The sequence below is a fragment of the Flavonifractor sp. An91 genome (assembly GCF_002159225.1).
Lineage (GTDB): Bacteria > Bacillota > Clostridia > Oscillospirales > Oscillospiraceae > Flavonifractor > Flavonifractor avicola.
The window spans coordinates 1-18910 of record NZ_NFHA01000043.1 but is presented as its reverse complement, the minus strand read 5'-3'; the positions used below and the strand labels follow the sequence as shown (position 1 = coordinate 18910).

At 43.5% G+C, this 18910-nt stretch carries 22 protein-coding genes and 1 pseudogene; 11 read left to right on the top strand and 12 right to left on the bottom strand.

Going from position 1 to position 18910, the window contains the following annotated elements; genetic code table 11:
* Positions 1 to 252: 252 nt before the first annotated feature.
* Positions 253 to 507, bottom strand: coding sequence for a hypothetical protein (locus B5G42_RS15905; protein WP_242961256.1), 255 nt, complete (start codon positions 505 to 507; stop codon positions 253 to 255).
* 154 nt (positions 508 to 661) lie between these two features.
* Here B5G42_RS15905 and B5G42_RS15900 point away from each other — a divergent pair, with 154 nt between their 5' ends.
* The gene (locus B5G42_RS15900; protein ID WP_178097222.1) at positions 662 to 967 is read left to right on the top strand and encodes a helix-turn-helix domain-containing protein; all 306 of its coding nucleotides are present in this window, start codon (positions 662 to 664) and stop codon (positions 965 to 967) included.
* Positions 968 to 1493: 526 nt separating this feature from the next.
* Here B5G42_RS15900 and B5G42_RS15895 read toward each other — a convergent pair.
* The 11 genes from B5G42_RS15895 to B5G42_RS15845 all read right to left on the bottom strand — a co-directional run bounded on the left by B5G42_RS15895 (position 1494) and on the right by B5G42_RS15845 (position 11081).
* The gene (locus B5G42_RS15895) at positions 1494 to 2141 is read right to left on the bottom strand and encodes an ABC transporter ATP-binding protein (RefSeq protein ID WP_022335343.1); all 648 of its coding nucleotides are present in this window, start codon (positions 2139 to 2141) and stop codon (positions 1494 to 1496) included.
* Positions 2142 to 2152: 11 nt separating this feature from the next.
* A complete protein-coding gene (locus B5G42_RS15890; RefSeq protein ID WP_022335342.1) occupies positions 2153 to 2341 on the bottom strand; it encodes a hypothetical protein in 189 nt (62 codons plus the stop codon).
* 16 nt (positions 2342 to 2357) lie between these two features.
* Entirely contained in the window at positions 2358 to 3722 is a 1365-nt protein-coding gene (locus B5G42_RS15885; RefSeq protein ID WP_087272447.1) for an ABC transporter permease, read from the bottom strand.
* Between the two features lie 95 nt (positions 3723 to 3817).
* Positions 3818 to 4933 (bottom strand): sensor histidine kinase, encoded by a 1116-nt coding sequence (locus B5G42_RS15880; protein WP_087272444.1) that lies wholly within the window; start codon positions 4931 to 4933, stop codon positions 3818 to 3820.
* On the bottom strand, positions 4930 to 5595 hold the full coding sequence (locus B5G42_RS15875; protein ID WP_087272442.1) for a response regulator transcription factor: 666 nt from the start codon (positions 5593 to 5595) through the stop codon (positions 4930 to 4932). The genes B5G42_RS15880 and B5G42_RS15875 overlap by 4 nt, the downstream gene beginning before the upstream one ends.
* A 201-nt stretch (positions 5596 to 5796) precedes the next feature.
* A complete protein-coding gene (locus tag B5G42_RS15870) occupies positions 5797 to 6540 on the bottom strand; it encodes an ABC transporter permease (protein WP_087272439.1) in 744 nt (247 codons plus the stop codon).
* Entirely contained in the window at positions 6533 to 7261 is a 729-nt protein-coding gene (locus B5G42_RS15865; protein ID WP_087272436.1) for an ABC transporter ATP-binding protein, read from the bottom strand. Before B5G42_RS15865 ends, B5G42_RS15870 begins: the two co-directional genes overlap by 8 nt.
* Before the next feature lie 71 nt (positions 7262 to 7332).
* On the bottom strand, positions 7333 to 8082 hold the full coding sequence (locus B5G42_RS15860) for a MerR family transcriptional regulator (RefSeq protein WP_087272434.1): 750 nt from the start codon (positions 8080 to 8082) through the stop codon (positions 7333 to 7335).
* Positions 8083 to 8238: 156 nt separating this feature from the next.
* Positions 8239 to 9483: an MFS transporter gene (locus B5G42_RS15855; protein WP_087272432.1), complete on the bottom strand. Its 1245-nt coding sequence runs from the start codon at positions 9481 to 9483 to the stop codon at positions 8239 to 8241.
* 83 nt (positions 9484 to 9566) lie between these two features.
* Positions 9567 to 10160, bottom strand: a complete 594-nt coding sequence (locus tag B5G42_RS15850) for a uracil-DNA glycosylase family protein (RefSeq protein ID WP_087272429.1) — start codon at positions 10158 to 10160, stop codon at positions 9567 to 9569.
* Positions 10161 to 10163: 3 nt separating this feature from the next.
* On the bottom strand, positions 10164 to 11081 hold the full coding sequence (locus B5G42_RS15845) for a helix-turn-helix transcriptional regulator (RefSeq protein ID WP_087272426.1): 918 nt from the start codon (positions 11079 to 11081) through the stop codon (positions 10164 to 10166).
* Positions 11082 to 11400: 319 nt separating this feature from the next.
* On the opposite strand from B5G42_RS15845, the gene B5G42_RS15840 reads away from it, so the two are divergent.
* The 10 genes and pseudogenes from B5G42_RS15840 to B5G42_RS15800 all read left to right on the top strand — a co-directional run.
* On the top strand, positions 11401 to 11928 hold the full coding sequence (locus B5G42_RS15840) for a hypothetical protein (RefSeq protein WP_087272423.1): 528 nt from the start codon (positions 11401 to 11403) through the stop codon (positions 11926 to 11928).
* A 113-nt stretch (positions 11929 to 12041) separates the two neighbouring features.
* Positions 12042 to 12788, top strand: coding sequence for an N-acetyltransferase (locus B5G42_RS15835; protein ID WP_087272421.1), 747 nt, complete (start codon positions 12042 to 12044; stop codon positions 12786 to 12788).
* 160 nt (positions 12789 to 12948) lie between these two features.
* Positions 12949 to 13560, top strand: coding sequence for a SprT-like domain-containing protein (locus B5G42_RS15830; protein ID WP_087272418.1), 612 nt, complete (start codon positions 12949 to 12951; stop codon positions 13558 to 13560).
* Between the two features lie 386 nt (positions 13561 to 13946).
* A complete protein-coding gene (locus B5G42_RS15825) occupies positions 13947 to 14363 on the top strand; it encodes a winged helix-turn-helix domain-containing protein (RefSeq protein ID WP_087272415.1) in 417 nt (138 codons plus the stop codon).
* 320 nt (positions 14364 to 14683) lie between these two features.
* Entirely contained in the window at positions 14684 to 15331 is a 648-nt protein-coding gene (locus tag B5G42_RS15820) for a TetR/AcrR family transcriptional regulator (protein WP_087272412.1), read from the top strand.
* 110 nt (positions 15332 to 15441) lie between these two features.
* Complete coding sequence (locus B5G42_RS15815) at positions 15442 to 15681, top strand: hypothetical protein (RefSeq protein WP_087272409.1); 240 nt, start codon at positions 15442 to 15444, stop codon at positions 15679 to 15681.
* Between the two features lie 14 nt (positions 15682 to 15695).
* Positions 15696 to 17381: an ABC transporter ATP-binding protein gene (locus B5G42_RS15810; RefSeq protein WP_087272406.1), complete on the top strand. Its 1686-nt coding sequence runs from the start codon at positions 15696 to 15698 to the stop codon at positions 17379 to 17381.
* Between the two features lie 120 nt (positions 17382 to 17501).
* Positions 17502 to 17918: a winged helix-turn-helix domain-containing protein gene (locus B5G42_RS15805; RefSeq protein ID WP_087272403.1), complete on the top strand. Its 417-nt coding sequence runs from the start codon at positions 17502 to 17504 to the stop codon at positions 17916 to 17918.
* Positions 17919 to 18360: 442 nt separating this feature from the next.
* Entirely contained in the window at positions 18361 to 18669 is a 309-nt protein-coding gene (locus B5G42_RS18265; protein ID WP_162611130.1) for a hypothetical protein, read from the top strand.
* A gap of 5 nt (positions 18670 to 18674) precedes the next feature.
* A pseudogene (locus B5G42_RS15800) lies at positions 18675 to 18910 on the top strand (sigma-70 family RNA polymerase sigma factor); the annotation flags it as partial.

Below are 18910 nucleotides of genomic sequence, written 5' to 3'. Positions count from 1 at the left end.
ATGTTTCCTATATTGTGAACTGACAATTTGCTCAGTAGCTGGTTTATGATGCCAAACAACTCAGTCCATTGAGCAAAAAGCAAGGCGGGGAAAGATCTTGAAGATCTCTCCCCGCCTTGTCTAAAGGGACAACATTTCATACAGTACGGCGGAAACAAAAAGCGGGAAAACACAACATGAGGTGTTCATTCCCGCTCTTTTTCTGCCAACATATCTATATCTTGTATTTCTTTGCTTTTGAAATGCACACCCCTAATCTATGAGGTAGTGCCGCAGCAAATCCTCCCGGCCATCTTCTTTCAGCCGTTCCACAGAATAGCGCAGCCATTCCTCCGGGGTGGGTACATCTCCGGCACATGGTATCCGTTCCCATTGCGCCCGGCGCTCCGGGTCAGGGTCATGCAAGCCCTCCCATATCCGCTTTGAGATTTTCTCTTTAATCTTTTCCACGGTCGTATGATCCCGCTCCGCCAGCATGGCGAAGAAATCTTTTCCTTTCTCTTGCAATGTAAAGCCTCCTATCTGTATGAATAGTATCTCCATGTTAGGCCCATGATATAAACTACTCTATGCCCCACTTGGGAAATATAATAGCCACCGATTGTGACTATTATACCACCCATTTGGGAATTAAAATAGATACAGATGGGCAGGTGATGGAATGGACGCACAAAAGCGGATCAAGCAGCTCATGGAGGAGCGCGGCTGGACGGATTACAGGCTGGCAAAAGAGGCAAACCTATCTCACTCCACAATAACCAATGTTTTCAAAAGGAATAATGCGCCGACGCTTCCCACGCTGGAAGTGATTTGTCGTGCGTTTGGAATAACCTTAGCACAGTTTTTCGCGGAAGGCGGAGAAGCTGTGGAAATAACGGATGAACAGCGCGAGCTTTTTGCAAAATGGAGTACACTCACCGAAAAGCAAAAAGCCCTGCTGCTTGAATTTATAAGCACCTTGCAGTAGAGGGCAAAGAAAAAGACCGCAGGCCGGAACCTGCGGTTTTCTCTTTGTCTTTATGCTGCTTTCCATAATTCTGCTGTGACTTCAACCTGCCGCCCGTCGCGGAAGGTAAATACCAGCCTTTTATCTTCGTAAACCGTCACATACTGGCTCGTCAGAGTAATGTTTCTCCGCGTTTGCCTTTGCCCGTTTGAGATTTCTGCTGAAATTCCGAGCCACCGTCTTGGTGAAGGAATCCACCATGGCGACGATCCGCTTTTCATCAGAGGGAGACATCATGCCGCATCCCTCCTTTTTGCAGATTTGAGCTGGTTCTTTTTCGCCTCCTCACATAACCAGAACACATCTCAGGAGTGCAAACCGGAAAGTTTTTGAAAAATATTTTGAGAAAAATTTTTGAATGGGTGAGTCTATCTAAATGCTGGTTAGGAGCTGCACATATAATTTTCCTCCTCATACAAAATGGGCCAATCCGCATAAGGCAGACTGGCCCATTTTGGCAAGTAGTAGTCTTGCCTTGAAAAATAATTTATGAAGATTTCCCGCTTTGCTCTATATGTAGTTCGCCTTTTTTCAGCCGGAACACCACATCCGCCTGTTTTGCCAGCTCGTTTGAGTGGGTGACTACTACCACGCATTTATTCATCTGATGTGCGCTTTCTTTCAGGATTTCTGTAATATCCTGAGCGGTTTCTTCGTCCAGATTGCCAGTAGGCTCGTCCGCCAAAATCACTGGAGCCTCGCTGGCCAGTGCCCGCGCAATGGCTACACGTTGTTGCTGACCGCCGGAAAGCTTCAACACGTTTCGTCTTGTTTCTTCCTTCGTCAACCCCAGCCGTTCCAGAAACGGAAATGCTGGTTTTTTGGAAATCAGCCGGACATTCTCCTGCGGAGTCATATAATCAATCAGGTTGTAGCTCTGAAAGATAAACGAAACATTCTTTTTCCGGTGTCCTGCTAATCCGGTCTGTGCAACATCCTTCCCTTCAAACAGGATAGCCCCGCTTGTGGGACTGTCCAGACCGCCCAACAGGGAAAGGAGCGTTGTCTTGCCACAGCCGGAGGGGCCGAGAATGGCATACATCTTTCCAGCCTCCATCCGCGCGTCAATTCCTCTGAGTACCTTTTTCTTTTTATCATAAGAATAGGTCAAGTTTTGTAATTCCAAAGTTCCCATATAGCTACCTCCTATTCACCTTCCGGTACAAATTCATAGTTGAAGTCATAGTCCTTTACTTTATCCGGCACCTCATAATCTATCATGGGCGCACCAGACTGCTCCTGCGTTTCGTCCCCTTTGTTCTCCTTCGGGGTACACCCAGTGAACAACAGTACCAGAAGAAAGAATATAGGAAACAATTTCCATACTTTTTTCATATCGTTACCGCCTTTCTCAGCTCATTTTTGATAAAATCTCTCGCGGTTTCAGCCGCATGACGGAAATCGAGGAAAATCCAGCGGATACCGTTACAATTCCGATCCCAAGCAGGAATAGGAGCCCCATTTCCTCAAACTGTACGCGAACCTGTAATTTAGGGGGTTCTATTTTCTGATCTTCTGCGTCTGTTCCGGCTTCGCCACGGCTTCCGGCAGATAAGCCGTTCTCCTGCTGCACCTCTGTTACCGCCTGCCCGGATTGCAGGACGTTTCCCATCTGGCCTGCAATGGCGCTGGCAGAGAAATAAGAAAGGGAAAACGCCAGCACTGCTATGAGCAAAACCTCGGCAATATACTGTCCTAAAATCGACAGCTTGTTGATCCCAACAGAAAGCAGCACGCCGGTTTCATGGATTCGGGTTCTGGCCCAAATGGTAAGAATGAGCGAAAGGATGGCAATGCTTACAATCAGCGCGACAATCAAAATAGTGGCTATCAGCTCCGATAATTGTTCTAAGGAGGACGCGGCGTTCTCATAGTCCTCGTTGTCAACCAGAAAAGAGAATCCCTTCCAGTCCACACCGGAAATGCCCTTTACTTTAGAAATGATTTTCTCCATGTTCTGCGGATCGTCTACTGATACGGTCAGCTCGTTAAATCCCTGGATTGCAGGGCCATTTTCATGAGCCACTAAAGTGGCAAGATCGGTGATAATGAGATTTTGTATTTTATCGTAGGTTGTCACCTGATCGTTGATACCTTCGATTTCTTTTGGAGAGAACAGGCCCACAATCTCAATCTCCACGCCTTTGTACGTTTGGATTTTATCGCCAATTTTCAAGCCGTTTTTCTCAGCCAGATCCTTGCTGATTAGCCCCTTGTTTTTATCGTCCGGCAGAATATGCCGCCCCTCTGTCAGCGTAAGCTGCCCGGAAGTAAACCGGGTAAGCTCTTCGCTTTTCCATGTGCTTAGTATTTTTGAGGATTCACGAAATTCTTCCTCAATGGGGATATTGCCAGTGAACAGTTTCAGAGAAGGGAAAGCCGGCAGCCCCTCCACCGTGGCGCTGCACTCCTTGATCCCCTCAATTCCCCGGATTTGTTCTACCAGCTCCGGGCTGATCTGCTGGGTGGAATACATCAGGGTTCCGCCCTCCACGCTTTCCACCTTCAAATAGGGGTTGTTTTCCGTGTAGTCAAAGCCAATGAGAAAACTCCCGCCAAGACTTTGCCGCAGCTCCTGCTGGGCAGCTTTAGAAGCGTTCCCCAGCGCCAGGGCGGTCAGTACAAAGGTTGCCATCACCAGCAAGATGACAAAAAGAAGGATACTCTTGCCCCTCTTGCGGACGATGTACAGCCACGCTCGATTCATAAAGTTCATAGAATGACCTCCGTTTCATATAGGATAAGTGTTGCAACGCTGACAGCATAGCACCCCAATATGGAACCAGTATGAAACGGAAAAAAGCAATCGCTTTATGAGAGATAAAGGGTAAAGCACATTCCCGGCGGGTTTTTGGTCGCCTCAAATTGATAGGGCAGCCCAAGGGCCTTTGAAAGTGTATCTACAATATATAACCCCAGCCCATTCCCTCCATCTTTTCTGCCTCTGGCGAAATCCGGGCGGTAGAACGGCTCAAATACATGGGCCAGCTTATCCGGCGGGATGGGCGTACACTCGTTTTCTATTTTTATCTGCCGGGCGGTCAATAGAACGGTGATCTTGCATCCCGGCTTTGTGTAGGAAACCGCGTTGGAGAGCAGATTGGACAGGATTTTTTCAAGGCCTTTCTTTGACGTGTGGACAGGGCACTTTCCCTGTATGCTGAAAGAAAAGTCGAGTCCCTTTGCCTTCGCAATCAACTGATAAGGCTCGCAGATCGCCGGAAGACACTCCGACAGGTCAAAGGTTTCCGCGTCTTGTTTCTCCTGTGTAAAATCCAGCCGGGAGGTATCCAGAATTTCTTTAATCATAAAGGAGAGCTGTCCGGTAATCTCCTTACATTCCAACAGACAGCGATCCCGGTCTTTGTATTTTCCAATGCCTAAGATCATGTTTTCCAAAATCGCGTTCAGGGCCGTCACCGGCGTTTTCAGCTCATGGGAGGCGGCCCGCAGGAAATCAATTTTTGACCGTTCCGCCTCACGGACGTTTTGCTTTTCTTCTTCCAGATTTTCAATGGTGGAAAGCAGGCTGGCATACAGCTTATTTACGCGGGCGGCCAGCTCGCCAATCTCGTCCTTCGTATGCACCACGCAGATTGCAGCCTTATCCAGCTTTTCCATCTTTTCTGTTGTTTCCGCAATCTGCTTGATCGGCCTCGTCATGGCTCTGGAAAACAACAGGGAACACCCGGCGGATATGATGGCGCAGCAAAGCAGGGATACCGGCAGTGCTTTTCCGATAGCGGATTTTATCAAGATTCCGGTATTCACAGCACTCTCGATAATGGCCCCTTCCACAAAACGGTTGGTGCTTACGGTCATTTGCGGCGCAAGCACATAGAGAAAAACATGAGCCATCACGGTGACAAACAGCATTACCAGAAAGGTGTATAAGAAGATTTTAGTAAAGAGCTTTAAGTTTCTCATGGGTGTTCCTCATACTTGTAGCCAACGCCTTTTACCGTTACAATCCGGTCAAGACTCAGCTTTTTCCGTAAATTTTTGATGTAGGTATCAATAGTTCGGTCGATGATGGGGTAATCATATCCCCACAACTCGTCCAAGATCTGCGACCGTGTAAGAACCAGACTTTTATGCTCTATCAGCAATTTCAGCAGGTCGATCTCCTTTGGTGTCAGGTCAATAGGGCCGCCCGGCCCGGAAGCGGTGTAGCCGCCAAAATCCACCGTAATATCGCCTATCTGGATTTGGCTCAGTTCCGGACTTTTACCACACCGCCGCAGCAGGGCCGTCACCCGTTTCCCCAGCAAAAGCATGGAAAAGGGTTTTGTGATATAGTCGTCCGCCTGTTCATCAAAGCTGGCCGCCTGAGTAGGCTCATCGTCAAGGGCGGTAAGCATTAAGACGGGGATGCCGCTCGTTTGACGCAGTTCTTTTAATACCTCCAAACCGGTCCGTTTCGGGAGCATAATGTCCAGAACCACTAAATCAATGGATTTTTCCCTTGCGATCTGCAAGCCATGCTCTCCATCGAAGGCAGACAAAACCTTATGCCCTGCGGAGCTCATATATTCACAGATTGCCTCGTTGGTGGCAGTATCATCTTCCACAATCAATAAAACAGCCATTTTTACACCTCCTCACATTATTATACCAAAGCAATATGGAAACAGTATGAAATGCTTTGTGTCAGATTGACAGTGTACTGAACTTAATGGGAAAAAGCAAGCCTTTCATAACGGATCAATCCGCACAAGGCAGCTTGGCCCATTTGGCAGGTGACTGGCCCGCCTTGCTGTAAGAAAAAGTTCTTTTGTATTATTACTACTTTATTCCCACTTGAAGAATTTCACCGCAATTCCACTGCAGATAATAATCAGAGCCACCATGACAACCAGAGGGAGCCAAGCAACTTCTATCGGTAAGCCCAGAGAAGCCGCTTTCAGCAATTTGATCCCCTGAGTCAGCGGTAGAATATCTGCAATCCTCTGCAATGCTGTCGGCATCACCTCGTATGGGAGAGTGGCCCCGGAGAAGATCAACATGGGAAAATACAAAACGCTGGCAACAATACTAGCGACCTTCATGTTCGGAGCGACTCCGCCCACCATCATTCCAATGCTGAATGTGGAAAGCATCACCAGAAGATAAGAGGCCAGAAAGATTCCCACGGAACCGGGCAACCGAACGCCGAAGAACAAACTTCCTACCAGATAGACCAATATCAAAGAAAGCAGCGAGTAAATGGCGTAAATAGAAACCTGTACTGTTAGCAGCAGGATGGGGCTGGTTGGCGTTACCTTATAGCGTTTCAGTATTTTCTTCTGCCGATAGTCAGAAATCACCAACGGGAGGCCCATAACGCCACCGGCGCAGATTGCAATCGTGGAAATTGCTCCAAAGGACTGCTCTAAAAAGGAATAGCTTGCTCCCTCGAAAGCGGGCTGATTTCCATAAATGATACCGAGCAGTACCACCATCACGACTGGCAGGCAAAGTGCGAAGATCACCATGTCCATACCTCGAAAAGACAGCTTGATTTCTGTTTTCAGCATTGTAACATATTTATTCATCGTCCGTTTCCTCCTCTCCGGTAAACCACAAATAGGCTTCTTCCAAATTATCATATGGGCTTTGGTGAATTGCCTCCTGAACGGTTCCTGTGAAAATGAAATTTCCGTCCTTCAAAATGGCGATTGTATCGCACAGGACTTCCACCTCGTCCATAAAATGTGAGGAAAGAAAGATGGTCAGACCCTTTTGCTTCAGTGCGTCCAGACTTTTCCAAACACTCCTGCGTGCTTTCGTATCAAGGCCCGTTGTAAGCTCGTCCAGAAAGACGACCTTCGGATCAGGCAGGAGTGCTAAAACGATGAATAGCCTCTGTTTTTGCCCACCGGACAGTTCATTTACGAAAGCGCCTCGTTTTTCCCACAGACCAAACTGCCTCAAAAGCTCCTCGTAATTTGCAGCTTTCCGGTAGAGGCAGGCGGTTTCTTCGCACAGCTCCCAAACCTTAATTTTGTCCGAGTAGCTGGCTTCCTGAAATTGTACGCCAACCTGTTCAAAGAGCTGTTTTCGATCTTTTCGAGGGTCTAATCCTAAAATAGAAACAGATCCCGCATCTGCCTTTCGAGTGCCTAAGATACACTCTATCGTGGTAGTTTTGCCCGCGCCATTCGCTCCGAGCAGGCCGAACACCTGACCTGTTCCAATCGAAAGATCAATGTTACTGATTACTTTGTTTCCGGCGTAAGATTTACTCAAACCGGATACTTTGATGGTTTCATCCATGCCTTTATACCTCCTATTTTGATGTATAAAGGTTAGCATGGTTCGGTGGTATGGTGGGTCAATGTAGGCTTTTATTTTGTCATTTTCTGCATTTTTTCAATTTGTCCGGCCACATAAACCGCATTTTTCCGGGCCTCGGCCAGAGAGGTAAGCAGCTTGTCGCACGCCTTAATAATATCGTCATCCTCATTCGGCGTATCAATGACTGTACGGATATTTGCGGCGGGATCGTCGTTGATCGCCCGCAGCATCCGTAAAATGGCTGCCAGCGAGTAATTCGCGCAGCGAAGGGAGCGGATGATCTTCAAGCGTTGTATATCCTTCTCAGAATAGACACGATAACCGTTCTCTCTGCGCTTGATTGTGAACAGGCCATTCAATTCCCAGTTCCGCAGTGTGTCTATGGTAACACCGAGAAAATCCGCAGCTTCTTTTCGTGTGAAGTAAATACCCGCATATTCTTCTCCATCCAACCCAGCAAGTATTTTCCGGGTAATCTGAATTGCTTCCTCAGCATTTTTTCGTTCCTGATCCACTTGCTGGATATAGCGGCGGGTCAATGCGGCAGCTTCTTCATAATTTCCAGCAGCGGAAACCTTTATGATATTCACCGCTTGCTTTCTGAGTCCATTTTGAAGTACCTCCACCCGAAGTGCCGCACGCGCCAGCTTGAATTGCTCTATATGAAGGTCGGTAAACACTCTGTATCCATTTGGTAAGCGATCCGGCTTAGGGATAAGAGCGCATTTTTCATAGAGTCGGACGGTATTCACATGGATGCCAATCCGTCTGGCGATGTCAATGGTTTTATACTGCTTCATCCTATACACCTCCCATTCTGTTATACCACACTTTATAAGTCTGGTGTTTAAGTGTAGGGTTGACAGTGTAGCGGATTTTGAAGGAAAAGGCAAGCCTTTTGTAATGAGCTAATCTACTCAAGGCAGGTAACAGGCCTGCCTTACAGAGAGAATATTCTATAAATAATAGTAGGTTTTCTTGCCAATATAGCCTATACCAAATATGGCGATTGAGGTAAAAAACATTATAGCAGCAAGATGATTTATAAACCTTCCGTATAGATAGCCATAAAACAATATACCTATTGGGAGGGCAACGCTTACTATTGCTGAATAAAAAGACATGATACGTCCTAACATATCATTGGGTACATTCTGCTGAATGGCAGACATAATAAAAATTCCTGCTATGCTCGCACTTATGAAAATTATTATTCCAATAATCACAAATATGATATAGGTTAAGTTTGCAGAAAGATCGAGCAAAAGAACAATTCCAAAAACAGCTATTGATATTCCCATAATCCAAAACAGCCAGTAGATTTTGTTCGTTTTGAATTTATTAGCAATCACTCCAGCAATTATCCCTCCTATAAGCCCGGCAGTTCCCATAAAAGCCTGTGACAGTCCATTTAATACAGAACTTAGATTTAGTACAACTCGTATTATGAAGGGGGCGCCTGTTGTAATTAGGGGCTGTATCAATAAAACAAAAGCAGCGTTTAGAAGAATTGCTTTAAATACATATTTCTGTTTTGATTTTAAGAAATAAAAACTCTCACCTATGTCTTTTTGTATTGCGTGTAATGGGTTACTAATTGGGGCCAAAGATATCTTCGGTATTTTTATGAACGCTTCAAAGATAGCTGCAGAGAAAAAACAAATAGCACACCCCGAAAAGATAATTTGCACGCCCGACAAATATGCTTTTCCAACTGCATTATAAAGCAGCCCTGCTAACAATGGCCCTGTTAAATTTGCAATCATATTTATTTGGCTAACAATGGCATTAGACTGTATAAGGTTGTCTTTCTCTTGAATGAGAGGTATGCTCGATTGCACCACGGGGCTTTCAAAAGAAGATACAACTGACAATCCTACCATGATAACAGTTATCAAAATGAGAACATTGGAAAACGATAATGAAAACACTAATAGGACAGCCATAATTCCATATAGGCCATCTAAGGCAATCATAAGATTTCTTTTATTACTACGATCAGCGATAATGCCACCAATCGGAGATAAAAAAACAGGCGGTAGATAACCGATTGCTGTAATTATTCCAAACGAAGTGGCAGAACTGGTTAAGTCAAGTATCAATAAAGAAGAGGTGAATTTGAGTAGGGTAGTTCCAAACATAGATGATGCCTGCCCTATTATTAAAAATATAAAATTTCGGTTTAATGTTTTTTCTTTCATACCTTACCCCTTAAAATTTTCTCTTATTATAAAAATAAAAGCCTGACAACGGCTGTCAGGCTTTCAAAATCTTTATATGTTTTTTATTTGATTATTTCTAACATGGTGGCAATGTCCTCGGTTGCCATTGCTACTTTTGACTTTTCAATTAGAATGTTTCCTCCCGTCATTATGTAGGATGGCATTACTCTAATACCTTTATAATAAATTTCGGTAGTACGCAATTTATAGGTGGAAACGGTAGGAACAACATTTTTCTTTGTGGCCTTTTTCGTAATCATGTTAAAGGCTTTTTTCGCTACATCACCCATAAGCATAATAACCTTTACATTGGGGAATAAAGAAAGTTCTGCTTCTAAATAGGGCAAACTATCTTGAATGCTATTTTTTTCGATAGCATATTTTGTTTTTGGAGTTTTTACAGCATTTGTGATATAGATACCCATTTGCAATATGTCTTGTATAGACTTAACCTCTGCTCCTGCCCCTTGAAAAAGAGGAATAGTAGTTTTCAGATAATCAGCGTCAGGGACTCCATAAAAATCCTGTAAAGCATCAGAGGGTACAACTTCATTTATCATAATTGCCTTAATCGTAAGAGGATCAATTTCAATGTTGTTTAGATATATACTGTTTGTTATGCCTACTTTTGCTTCAAGTTCATTTTGTATATTCATATCTTATTCTCCTTTATGATGCTCTCTTGCAGCTTCGTGTTTTGCTTTCAATATTTGACGGATAGATTTGGGTCGAACTATGGTTACTTTGTCTCCGAATGACATAAGAAAATCATATAGCCAATTATTTTCCGGCAGAGTAAGTTTAACAGTATATCCGTTTTCATGTTTTATAATAGCCGTATCGTCCAGCGTATCAAATAACCTATACCCAACATCTAAAGTAAACTCTAATTCTAAGTCTATTAAATTTCCTATTTCCTCTGGTATTGGAAAGACAGAATTATATTGACATATATCTGTTTTACGCTCAAAATGTACTTCTGTTAAAAATAGGTTTTTTATCCGCGAAAGTCGAAACAACCTATTTTTATTTCGAGAAAGGCAAAAAGCGAATAAATACCACGCTTTGTCTTTATAAATCAATTTATATGGATATACATTTCTCTTACTGCCATCACCAGTAGAATTGTAATAATCAAAAATGATTTCGCAGTTTTCCAATATCGCCTGTTTTAGTTGCCTAAACAATCTATTTTCACTTTCTGCAACACTCCCCCAACGAGAAAAATCTACATCAATCCAATCGGTTAAACCAATTTGGAAAATCGCACCAAGTTTCTTCAAAACAGTCTCTACCTCTGGATATTGAACGGCGGATAAGCTTTGTAAACTGGACAGTATCTCCAACTTTTCACTGTCTGAAAAAAAGGATTTATCGAGGACATAGTCATCAAGAAACCGTATGCCGCCGTTTCTTCCAGTTGTAACATAGATCGGAATACCCGCACTACTTATGGCGTCTACATCACGATAAATTGTGCGAACGGAAACTTCAAATTTTTCTGCTAATTCAGGAGCAGTAGCGTGCCCTTTATCCAGTAAGTAATACAAAATTCTAAACAGTCTGCTTTCCTGCAACTTATCACCCCCATAGGTTGATTATATTATAATAACCATGACAATGTCATGTCAAGGTTATAGCTGATTGTTGACAGTGTACTGAACTTTTAGTGAAAAAGCAAGCGTTTTATAATGGCTAATCCACGCGCGACATCGTGACTCAGCATGAACTTGGGAGTATGTCCTAATCCTAAGGAGGATGTAAGATAATCATCTAATTTCCAAGTTATTTTAAATTAAAAAATGCCTAAAAGCCTTGATTTTCCACCCGTGGTGTGTAAGCTGTGACTCACACGAGGCACAAGCCACAGAACAAAAATGAAAGGTGGAAAATACAATGAAAACAGGAAAAATCACAGCAAAACTGAGGGACGCGGTTCCGGTTTGCCTTATGGTAAACGGCGAGGAAGTAAAACGGTACAAAAACATTGAGCTGCCGGACGAGCTAAAAGAAGTGGAAATGACCGACTTCCATTTCAACGTACACATGGACGGGAAGATTACCTTTGAAATCCACTATGAGGAAGGCGCACTGCCGGAGATATTTCCGGAGGCCCGCACCAGAGTAAGCCGGGCGGCGAAGGCCGCAGCCAAAGCCGCCGCACAGGAAAGCACAGAGGTTATGGCCGTGGAGGCTGCCGAGCCGGAAATAGAGGCCGCTTACAATGTAACGGGTGTACGTCGCAAGGAGCTGGTGGCAGCAGTAGGTGACTTCATTGGAGCAAAGCCTGAATATCTGAAAGCGCCGACATACGCTTTCGCAGTAGGAAGCTATAACATCGACAAAGAAGGAACCTTGACCGGCCCGGAAAATCCGGCGCTGCTCGAAAACCTGAAAGAACAAGGTTTTATAATCGCAGAATAAAATATGAAGGCCCCGCTTCGGCGGGGTCTTTCTTGGGTTATAACATACTTTCCTTTTGTAGCTCGATATGCTATAATCAGAAAAACAAATTAGAAGTTGTGGGGGGTTGTATAATGGAATATATTAAGGTTACGAGCGAAAATATTGAGAAAGAGCATATATGTTGTGCTATTTCTAATAACAATGATATTCAAGTATCTTCCAAAAAAGCATGGTTGTCAGAACGATTTGGGGATGGTTTAGTTTTTCTCAAAAGTACGGAAAGAGGAAAATGTTTTATTGAATATATCCCTGCTGAAAAGGCATGGAATCCGATTTCAGCAGATGGATATATGTATATTGATTGTCTATGGGTTGCGGGTTCGTTTAAAGGGCATGGTTATTCGTCAGATTTATTAAATGCTTGTATTGAAGATAGTAAAAACAAAGGGAAAAAGGGATTGTGTATTTTAGCAGCGGCAAAGAAAAAACCTTTTTTAGCAGATCCTAAATTTCTGAAGTATAAGGGATTTCGAGTATGTGATGAAGCTGATAATGGTATTCAATTATGGTATTTACCGTTTGTCGAAAATACAACATTGCCACAATTCAAAGAATGTGCGAAACATCCCCATACTGACGAAATGGGTTATGTTTTATATTATACAAGTCAATGCCCGTTTAATGCGAAGTATGTCCCTGTAATTGAGAGGATTGCAAAAGAAAAATCAATACAATTTAAAGCTGTTCACTTGCAGAGTAAAGAAGAAGCCCAAAATGCTCCGACACCAATCACAACATACGCATTGTTCTTCGATGGTAACTATATTACGAATGAGCAGATGAATGACAAGCGGTTTCTGAAATTATTGGAGAAGTAAAATTCTAATTTGCTGTTTTGATTAGCCCCGCTTCGGCGGGGCTTTTCCTGTCCTCAGTGAAAAAAGATATGTTTTAAGACCTTTAGAGCTTGCTTTTTGACCGGTGGTGTGTAAGCTGTCACTCACAGAAATAAAACATATCTTTAAGGAGGACGCAACCATGCTGCAAATATCTGAAATCGTAAGAAAAACCGAGGAAATGTTCGACTTGTTCAACGAGCATTTTTACGAGGGCGAGCTAAACCACCCGGCCATCACTGTATCACCAGACGGAGGGCGCGGGGCGTATGGCTGGTGCAGTATCAACGAGATATGGAACGCCAGCGGTGAGAAATATCGGGAAATCAATCTCTGCGCCGAGTACCTTGACCGGCCCATCTTCGAGCTGGCAGCCACGCTTCTGCATGAGATGGCGCATCTCTACAATCTGGTTCATGGCATCCAAGACGTAAGCAACAACGGCTACTACCACAACCAGAAATTTAAGGCCACCGCTGAGGCCCACGGCCTGCATATCGAGAAGCACGCCAAGTATGGCTGGACGGTAACAACGCTGGCCCCGGAGGCAGAGGCATGGATCAGAGAAACCTTGGGGGAGGACAAGATCAACGCCAGCCGCTTGCCAGTGGAAGGCACCACCAAGGGCGGAAGCAAGAAATCCATTAACCGCAGTATCAAATATGTTTGCCCCTGCTGCGGCACCATCATCCGGGCAACGCGGGAAGTCAATGTAATCTGCGGGGATTGCGGAGAGGCTTTTGAGCGGGAATAAGAAAAAGCGGGAGCCGCAAGGTTCCCGCTAAATTGTTCGCTTTGAAAGAGGTGGCGCTGTCCGGGAGCGGATACTTTTTAGCGTTTCCTCGTTTCTGGCATATACGGGCCGGACAAGGGTGTGCAGAAATGAGCCACCGTGGGGCTATATGATCGTCGCGATAGCAAGCAGGCCAATGGTGGCCTATTCCATCAAGTCCCCGGAAAACAGGAAAAGCCCGGAAAGCCCATAATATCAGGCTTTCCGGGCATAGATACAAAAACAGCCCTCCGATTTGGAGAGCTGTTTTTGTATTAAAAATTGTTCCTTAATATGCTTGATATATATGTATTATCTCTCTTTCCCTTTTGACCAGCACAGGATTGACAGCTCATGGAGGAAATCGTATGAAAGAAATTATTGTTATTCATACTTCTGACCCAGATGGAAGTATTTTTCGCTCTATTCTTGGAGCCTTGCAGGGAAAAGATGTTCAAATTCTCCATGCTGCTGACCATGATCCCTCTGCCCTAACTCTGGGAGATATTGAGATATTTCCAGAGCAGCGGCGGGTCACGAAGGCCGGTGTGGAGATCTGCCTGAACTACGGAGAGTTCTCTATCCTTTACTGCATGGCTCGCTGCCCTGGTCGTGTGTTCAGCCGGGAACAGCTCTATAATGCGGCCTGGGGCGAGGACTACGAATTAGGCACCAATACCGTGGACAACACGATCTGGCGCCTGCGGAACAAACTGGAGCCTGACCCAAAGCATCCCACCTATATCAAGACCGTTTTTCGGGTGGGAGATAAAATTGAAAAATAGCATACCAAAAGTGCCGGGTGTGACTTTGTTCTACACCTGGCGTTTTTCTGCAACTTTAGAATCTCTATCCAGCGGATGTTTAATAAATTATTCTAATATTCCATCGACCACCGCCGAAAACCCTTCATTCCGTGGGCTTTTTGCCCCAAAATGCGTAGAGAGTAGAGTGCTACAATCACTATCTGTCGCAAAATTTTGAAGTTTACCCCATAACCAGTTAAAGTAAAATACCGTTGGAATGTATATTGACAAAAATGAGAACTGGAAGTATACTAAATACATACCAAACGAATGAATAAAATGTCGGAGGTGATTTTTCAGTGGCTAGAAATAAATATCCCGAAGTAACTGTTGAGAAGATATTAGAAGTATCGCAACGGTTGTTCATAGAAAAGGGGTACGACAATACAACGATTCAAGATATTGTAAATGAACTCGGTGGATTGACTAAAGGTGCTATTTATCATCACTTCAAGTCAAAAGAGGAAATTATTGACGCTTTAGGTGAGAAACTTTTTTTTGACAACAATCCGTTTGTTATCGTACAAAAGCAAAAGCACTTAAACGGATTACAAAAAATGCGCGGGGTCATAAAGTTAAACCATGCAGATATTGGTAGGACAGAACTTGGAAAACAAAGTATTCCTCTTTTAAAAAATCCTCGTCTGTTAGCAGAACTTGCTGACACAAATAGCAGATTGCTTGCCCCTCTTTGGCTCCAACTTATTCAAGAGGGAATAGAGGACGGTTCTATCCAGACAAAGTATGCAAAAGAACTTTCCGAACTTTTGCCGTTGCTTACAAACTTTTGGTTAATTCCATCGGTCTATCCCGCAACACAAGAAGAACTGCTGTCAAAGTTTGCTTTTATCAAGTATTTGCTGGACAGTATGAACTTACCGATCATTGACGATGAAATCTTCGGAACAGTGAAAAACTACTTGGAACATCTAAATGTAGGTGAGTAAATAAAATTGCCTTGCAAAAAGGCAGTTTTATTTTCAAACAATACATTCGTTCATAAGGTATTATTTTTTAGATGTATACATACCGTCTTAATGTATGAAAGGAGATAGTTATGTCTAATGTAGATCAAAAAATCGAAAATGTTGCAAACAAAATTGAAAGTGCTGTAAACAAGGCATGGAAAAAGCGTTCATTCCGCATTGTTTCTAAGTCTATCTCTGCTACAGCAGAAATTGGGTTGATGATAGGGGCTGCACATTTATCTCAAAAAGGTTATAAATCAGCAGCTACCTGTTTGTTTGGTTTGGGCGCAGTAGGGCTTGTTTGTGATTTACTTTTTAACAGGAAATAGGAGGCTACCAATTTATGACACGCTATTTGAAACAATATAAATTTTTGCTGTTCCTTACCGTATTATTTACTGCTATCAGTTCTCTGTCCTATGTGTTTATCGCTATCTTATTGCAACAGGTTATGGACATTGTAGATATAGGCGATATGGACGGCTTCATCAGAATAATGCTCTTTTCTTTAGCCTACTTTGCGCTTATGGGAGTATTCATGTACCTACAATCTTTGTTCAGCAAAAAATTTATCTGCAAAATTATGAAAGCTGTTCGTTCCAAAACCTTTATGGGAATTGAGAGGCAGACGATTGAGGATTACACTAAAAACCATACCGCAGATTACTTATCTGCAATTACGAATGATGTAAAAATGATTGAGGACAATTTTTTACTTCCTCTCCTGCAAGTCATTCAATACACTATTATTTTTATAGCGTCCCTCGCTGTAATGATCTACTTTGACATTATCGTTACGGTATGCGTAATTATTGCAATCGCCATTATGCTTATTGTACCCAGTCTGTTTGGAGGGCTGCTCTCTGAACGACAGGACAAATATTCTGATCTGCTATCCGTTTTTACAAACCATGTAAAAGATCTGCTATCCGGTTTTGAAGTTATCAAATCTTATCAAATGAAAAATTATGTTCTCTCACGATTTGAAACAAGTAACGAGGACACGATAAAAGCAAAATATTCAGTTGACAAGGCGATTGCCGCAAATGAGGCGGTTTCTATGGTACTTGCGCTTCTTGTTCAGGTTGTTGTTGTTTTTCTTTCGGCATACTTCATTATTATTGGACGTATCAGTGCGGGAGCATTATTAGGCATGGTGCAGGTAAGCAGTAACCTTGCCAACCCTCTTTTAATTATTTTTAGTAATATCCCCAAAATCAAAAGTATAAAGCCGATTGCACACAAGCTAAATCAACTTTCAGATTACGAGAAGCACGGCGCAAGTACGAAAAAATCTCCTGCTTTCAACGATGTAATTTGTGTAGAAGATTTGCACTTTTCTTATGATAAAGAAAATGAAGTCATAGGCGGTATTTCACTATCCATTGAGAAAGGGAAAAAATATGCTTTTGTTGGTAAAAGTGGTTGCGGAAAATCTACGCTTATTAAGTTAATTGCCGGATATTATTCCGATTTCACAGGTAATGTACTATATGACGCAAACAGTCTATCAATCTTGGATATTGATAAAATAACTGCCCTATCGTCGATCATTCATCAGAATGTCTATATGTTCGATGAAAGTATTTTCGATAATATTTGCTTGCATGAAGATTACAGCGAAAAAGAATTACAGTCTGCTTTATCTGATAGTGGGTTATCAAGTTTTATCAAGCAAGTACCAAATGGCCTTGAATATCACGTCGGAGAAAATGGCGCTAATCTTTCCGGTGGACAGAAGCAAAGAATTGCCGTAGCAAGGGCTTTAATTCGTAAAAAACCACTCTTGATCTTAGACGAGGGAACTTCTGCAATAGATATGCAGACTGCGTATGACATTGAAAGCAGATTATTAGCAATATCTGATTTAACGCTGCTTACAATCACGCACAATATGAGCAAAGACATTCTTGAACTCTATGACGAGATTATTTTTATGGCAGACGGAAAAATCATTGAGCATGGCACATTTGAAACTCTCATTGCAAAACACGCTGCATTTTATGATTTCTACCAACTTAAAAAATAAGTAGTTAAGGAGGGAGCTGCTACTGGTTTGCCCTACGGGGGCTTTGAGAAATCAAGGCGCCGCTCTTATTTTGCCTGAAGGAGAGTGATACCAGGATCGGTGGCCCCCGGAGGGAATCGTATGAAGGAGATTATAGTTATCCGTACTTCTGACCCAGATGGAAGTGTCTTTCGCTCCATCCTAGAAGCCTTACAAGGAAAAGATGTTCAGATTCTCCATGCTGCTGACCTTGAGCTTTCTTCCCTGACTCTGGGAGATATTGAGATATTTCCAGAGCAGCGGCGGGTCATGAAGGCCGGTTCGGAGATCTGCCTGAACTACGGAGAGTTCTCTATCCTTTACTGCATGGCCCGCTACCCTGGGCGTGTATTCAGCCGGGAGCAGCTTTACAATGCGGCCTGGGGCGAGGACTATGAATTAGGCACTAACACCGTGGACAACACGATCTGGCGCCTACGCAACAAGCTGGAGCCTGACCCAAAGCATCCCACCTATATCAAGACCGTCTTTCGGGTGGGATATAAAATTGAAAAATAGCATACCAAAAGCGTCGGACGCAGAATCTGCCTCTGTGTCCGGCGCTATTTTCTGCCATTATAAAAAACTAAAATGCGACGAAAAGAAAGGAGATTTTACATTTCTCGATGAAGTCCTGATGATTTCTCCAAGATAAAATCTTACTGTGACAGTCTACCCATCCCCTGGGAAAAAGTGAGGTGAGGCCGATGAGGGGCTGCAAAAACAGTATCATACATAATCAGCGCAAACGGCGGTCTTTATCTTATGGATAAGGGCCGCCTTTCTTTATGCTATCGACAAATTCCGAGGAAAACCGTCAAGGTTCCCCAAATTTAGAACTTACAATTAAAAATTATCAGCAAAGGCGGCAGCGTAGAACTGCCACATTGATGGAAGAAAGGGGATGATGCCAGCCGCCTGTGTGCCGTCCGCATAGCAGCAGACAAGGAGTAACAGTGCTATGGATCAGAAAATCCGCAGCATTGAGAAGTTGCTTTTTGTCCCATATCAACGACACACGGCTTTCAATGGACAAATTTCAATAGGCGTTGGTCTGCGTTTTTGTGCGCGGGAGTTTTCCCCAAGCGGGGACAAACCCCCGCCTGCCGGTGCTGCCTGCCCTATTGGACTTCTCAATGCACATATCCAGAAAGCGGCTGATTTTGTATTCCGATACAAAGTCGGCCGCTTTCATTTAAGGCTCCCTGAACAAAGAGTTAGGGGGCCACCACCTCCGATTTGTTTTCCGCAAAAAACAAATCGGAGGTAACAGAAGTGCAAAATTATCGCAAAAGCGACTATGCGATAAACAAAAACAGCCCAAATATCGTTTATCGCTTTCATAACGAAATCATAGAAATCACACTGGAGGATTATCTGAAGGAGAATCCTGACAAAACGGAACATGACTTTGCAGAGCTGAAAGCCCTGTCCGATCAAATCTACTATGAGCAGGATCGGGCAGAGAGCGCCCAGACCCGCAAGGATGTTTCAATACACGGTTTGGAGGA

Bases quoted from the DNA above. Each gene is read 5' to 3' on its own strand.
- B5G42_RS15900 (WP_178097222.1), top strand. From the start codon at position 662: ATGGACGCACAAAAGCGGATCAAGCAGCTCATGGAGGAGCGCGGCTGG.
- B5G42_RS15895 (WP_022335343.1), bottom strand. From the start codon at position 2,141: ATGGGAACTTTGGAATTACAAAACTTGACCTATTCTTATGATAAAAAG.
- B5G42_RS15890 (WP_022335342.1), bottom strand. From the start codon at position 2,341: ATGAAAAAAGTATGGAAATTGTTTCCTATATTCTTTCTTCTGGTACTG.
- B5G42_RS15885 (WP_087272447.1), bottom strand. From the start codon at position 3,722: ATGAACTTTATGAATCGAGCGTGGCTGTACATCGTCCGCAAGAGGGGC.
- B5G42_RS15880 (WP_087272444.1), bottom strand. From the start codon at position 4,933: ATGAGAAACTTAAAGCTCTTTACTAAAATCTTCTTATACACCTTTCTG.
- B5G42_RS15875 (WP_087272442.1), bottom strand. From the start codon at position 5,595: ATGGCTGTTTTATTGATTGTGGAAGATGATACTGCCACCAACGAGGCA.
- B5G42_RS15870 (WP_087272439.1), bottom strand. From the start codon at position 6,540: ATGAATAAATATGTTACAATGCTGAAAACAGAAATCAAGCTGTCTTTT.
- B5G42_RS15865 (WP_087272436.1), bottom strand. From the start codon at position 7,261: ATGGATGAAACCATCAAAGTATCCGGTTTGAGTAAATCTTACGCCGGA.
- B5G42_RS15860 (WP_087272434.1), bottom strand. From the start codon at position 8,082: ATGAAGCAGTATAAAACCATTGACATCGCCAGACGGATTGGCATCCAT.
- B5G42_RS15855 (WP_087272432.1), bottom strand. From the start codon at position 9,483: ATGAAAGAAAAAACATTAAACCGAAATTTTATATTTTTAATAATAGGG.
- B5G42_RS15850 (WP_087272429.1), bottom strand. From the start codon at position 10,160: ATGAATATACAAAATGAACTTGAAGCAAAAGTAGGCATAACAAACAGT.
- B5G42_RS15840 (WP_087272423.1), top strand. From the start codon at position 11,401: ATGAAAACAGGAAAAATCACAGCAAAACTGAGGGACGCGGTTCCGGTT.
- B5G42_RS15835 (WP_087272421.1), top strand. From the start codon at position 12,042: ATGGAATATATTAAGGTTACGAGCGAAAATATTGAGAAAGAGCATATA.
- B5G42_RS15830 (WP_087272418.1), top strand. From the start codon at position 12,949: ATGCTGCAAATATCTGAAATCGTAAGAAAAACCGAGGAAATGTTCGAC.
- B5G42_RS15825 (WP_087272415.1), top strand. From the start codon at position 13,947: ATGAAAGAAATTATTGTTATTCATACTTCTGACCCAGATGGAAGTATT.
- B5G42_RS15815 (WP_087272409.1), top strand. From the start codon at position 15,442: ATGTCTAATGTAGATCAAAAAATCGAAAATGTTGCAAACAAAATTGAA.
- B5G42_RS15810 (WP_087272406.1), top strand. From the start codon at position 15,696: ATGACACGCTATTTGAAACAATATAAATTTTTGCTGTTCCTTACCGTA.
- B5G42_RS15805 (WP_087272403.1), top strand. From the start codon at position 17,502: ATGAAGGAGATTATAGTTATCCGTACTTCTGACCCAGATGGAAGTGTC.
- B5G42_RS18265 (WP_162611130.1), top strand. From the start codon at position 18,361: ATGGATCAGAAAATCCGCAGCATTGAGAAGTTGCTTTTTGTCCCATAT.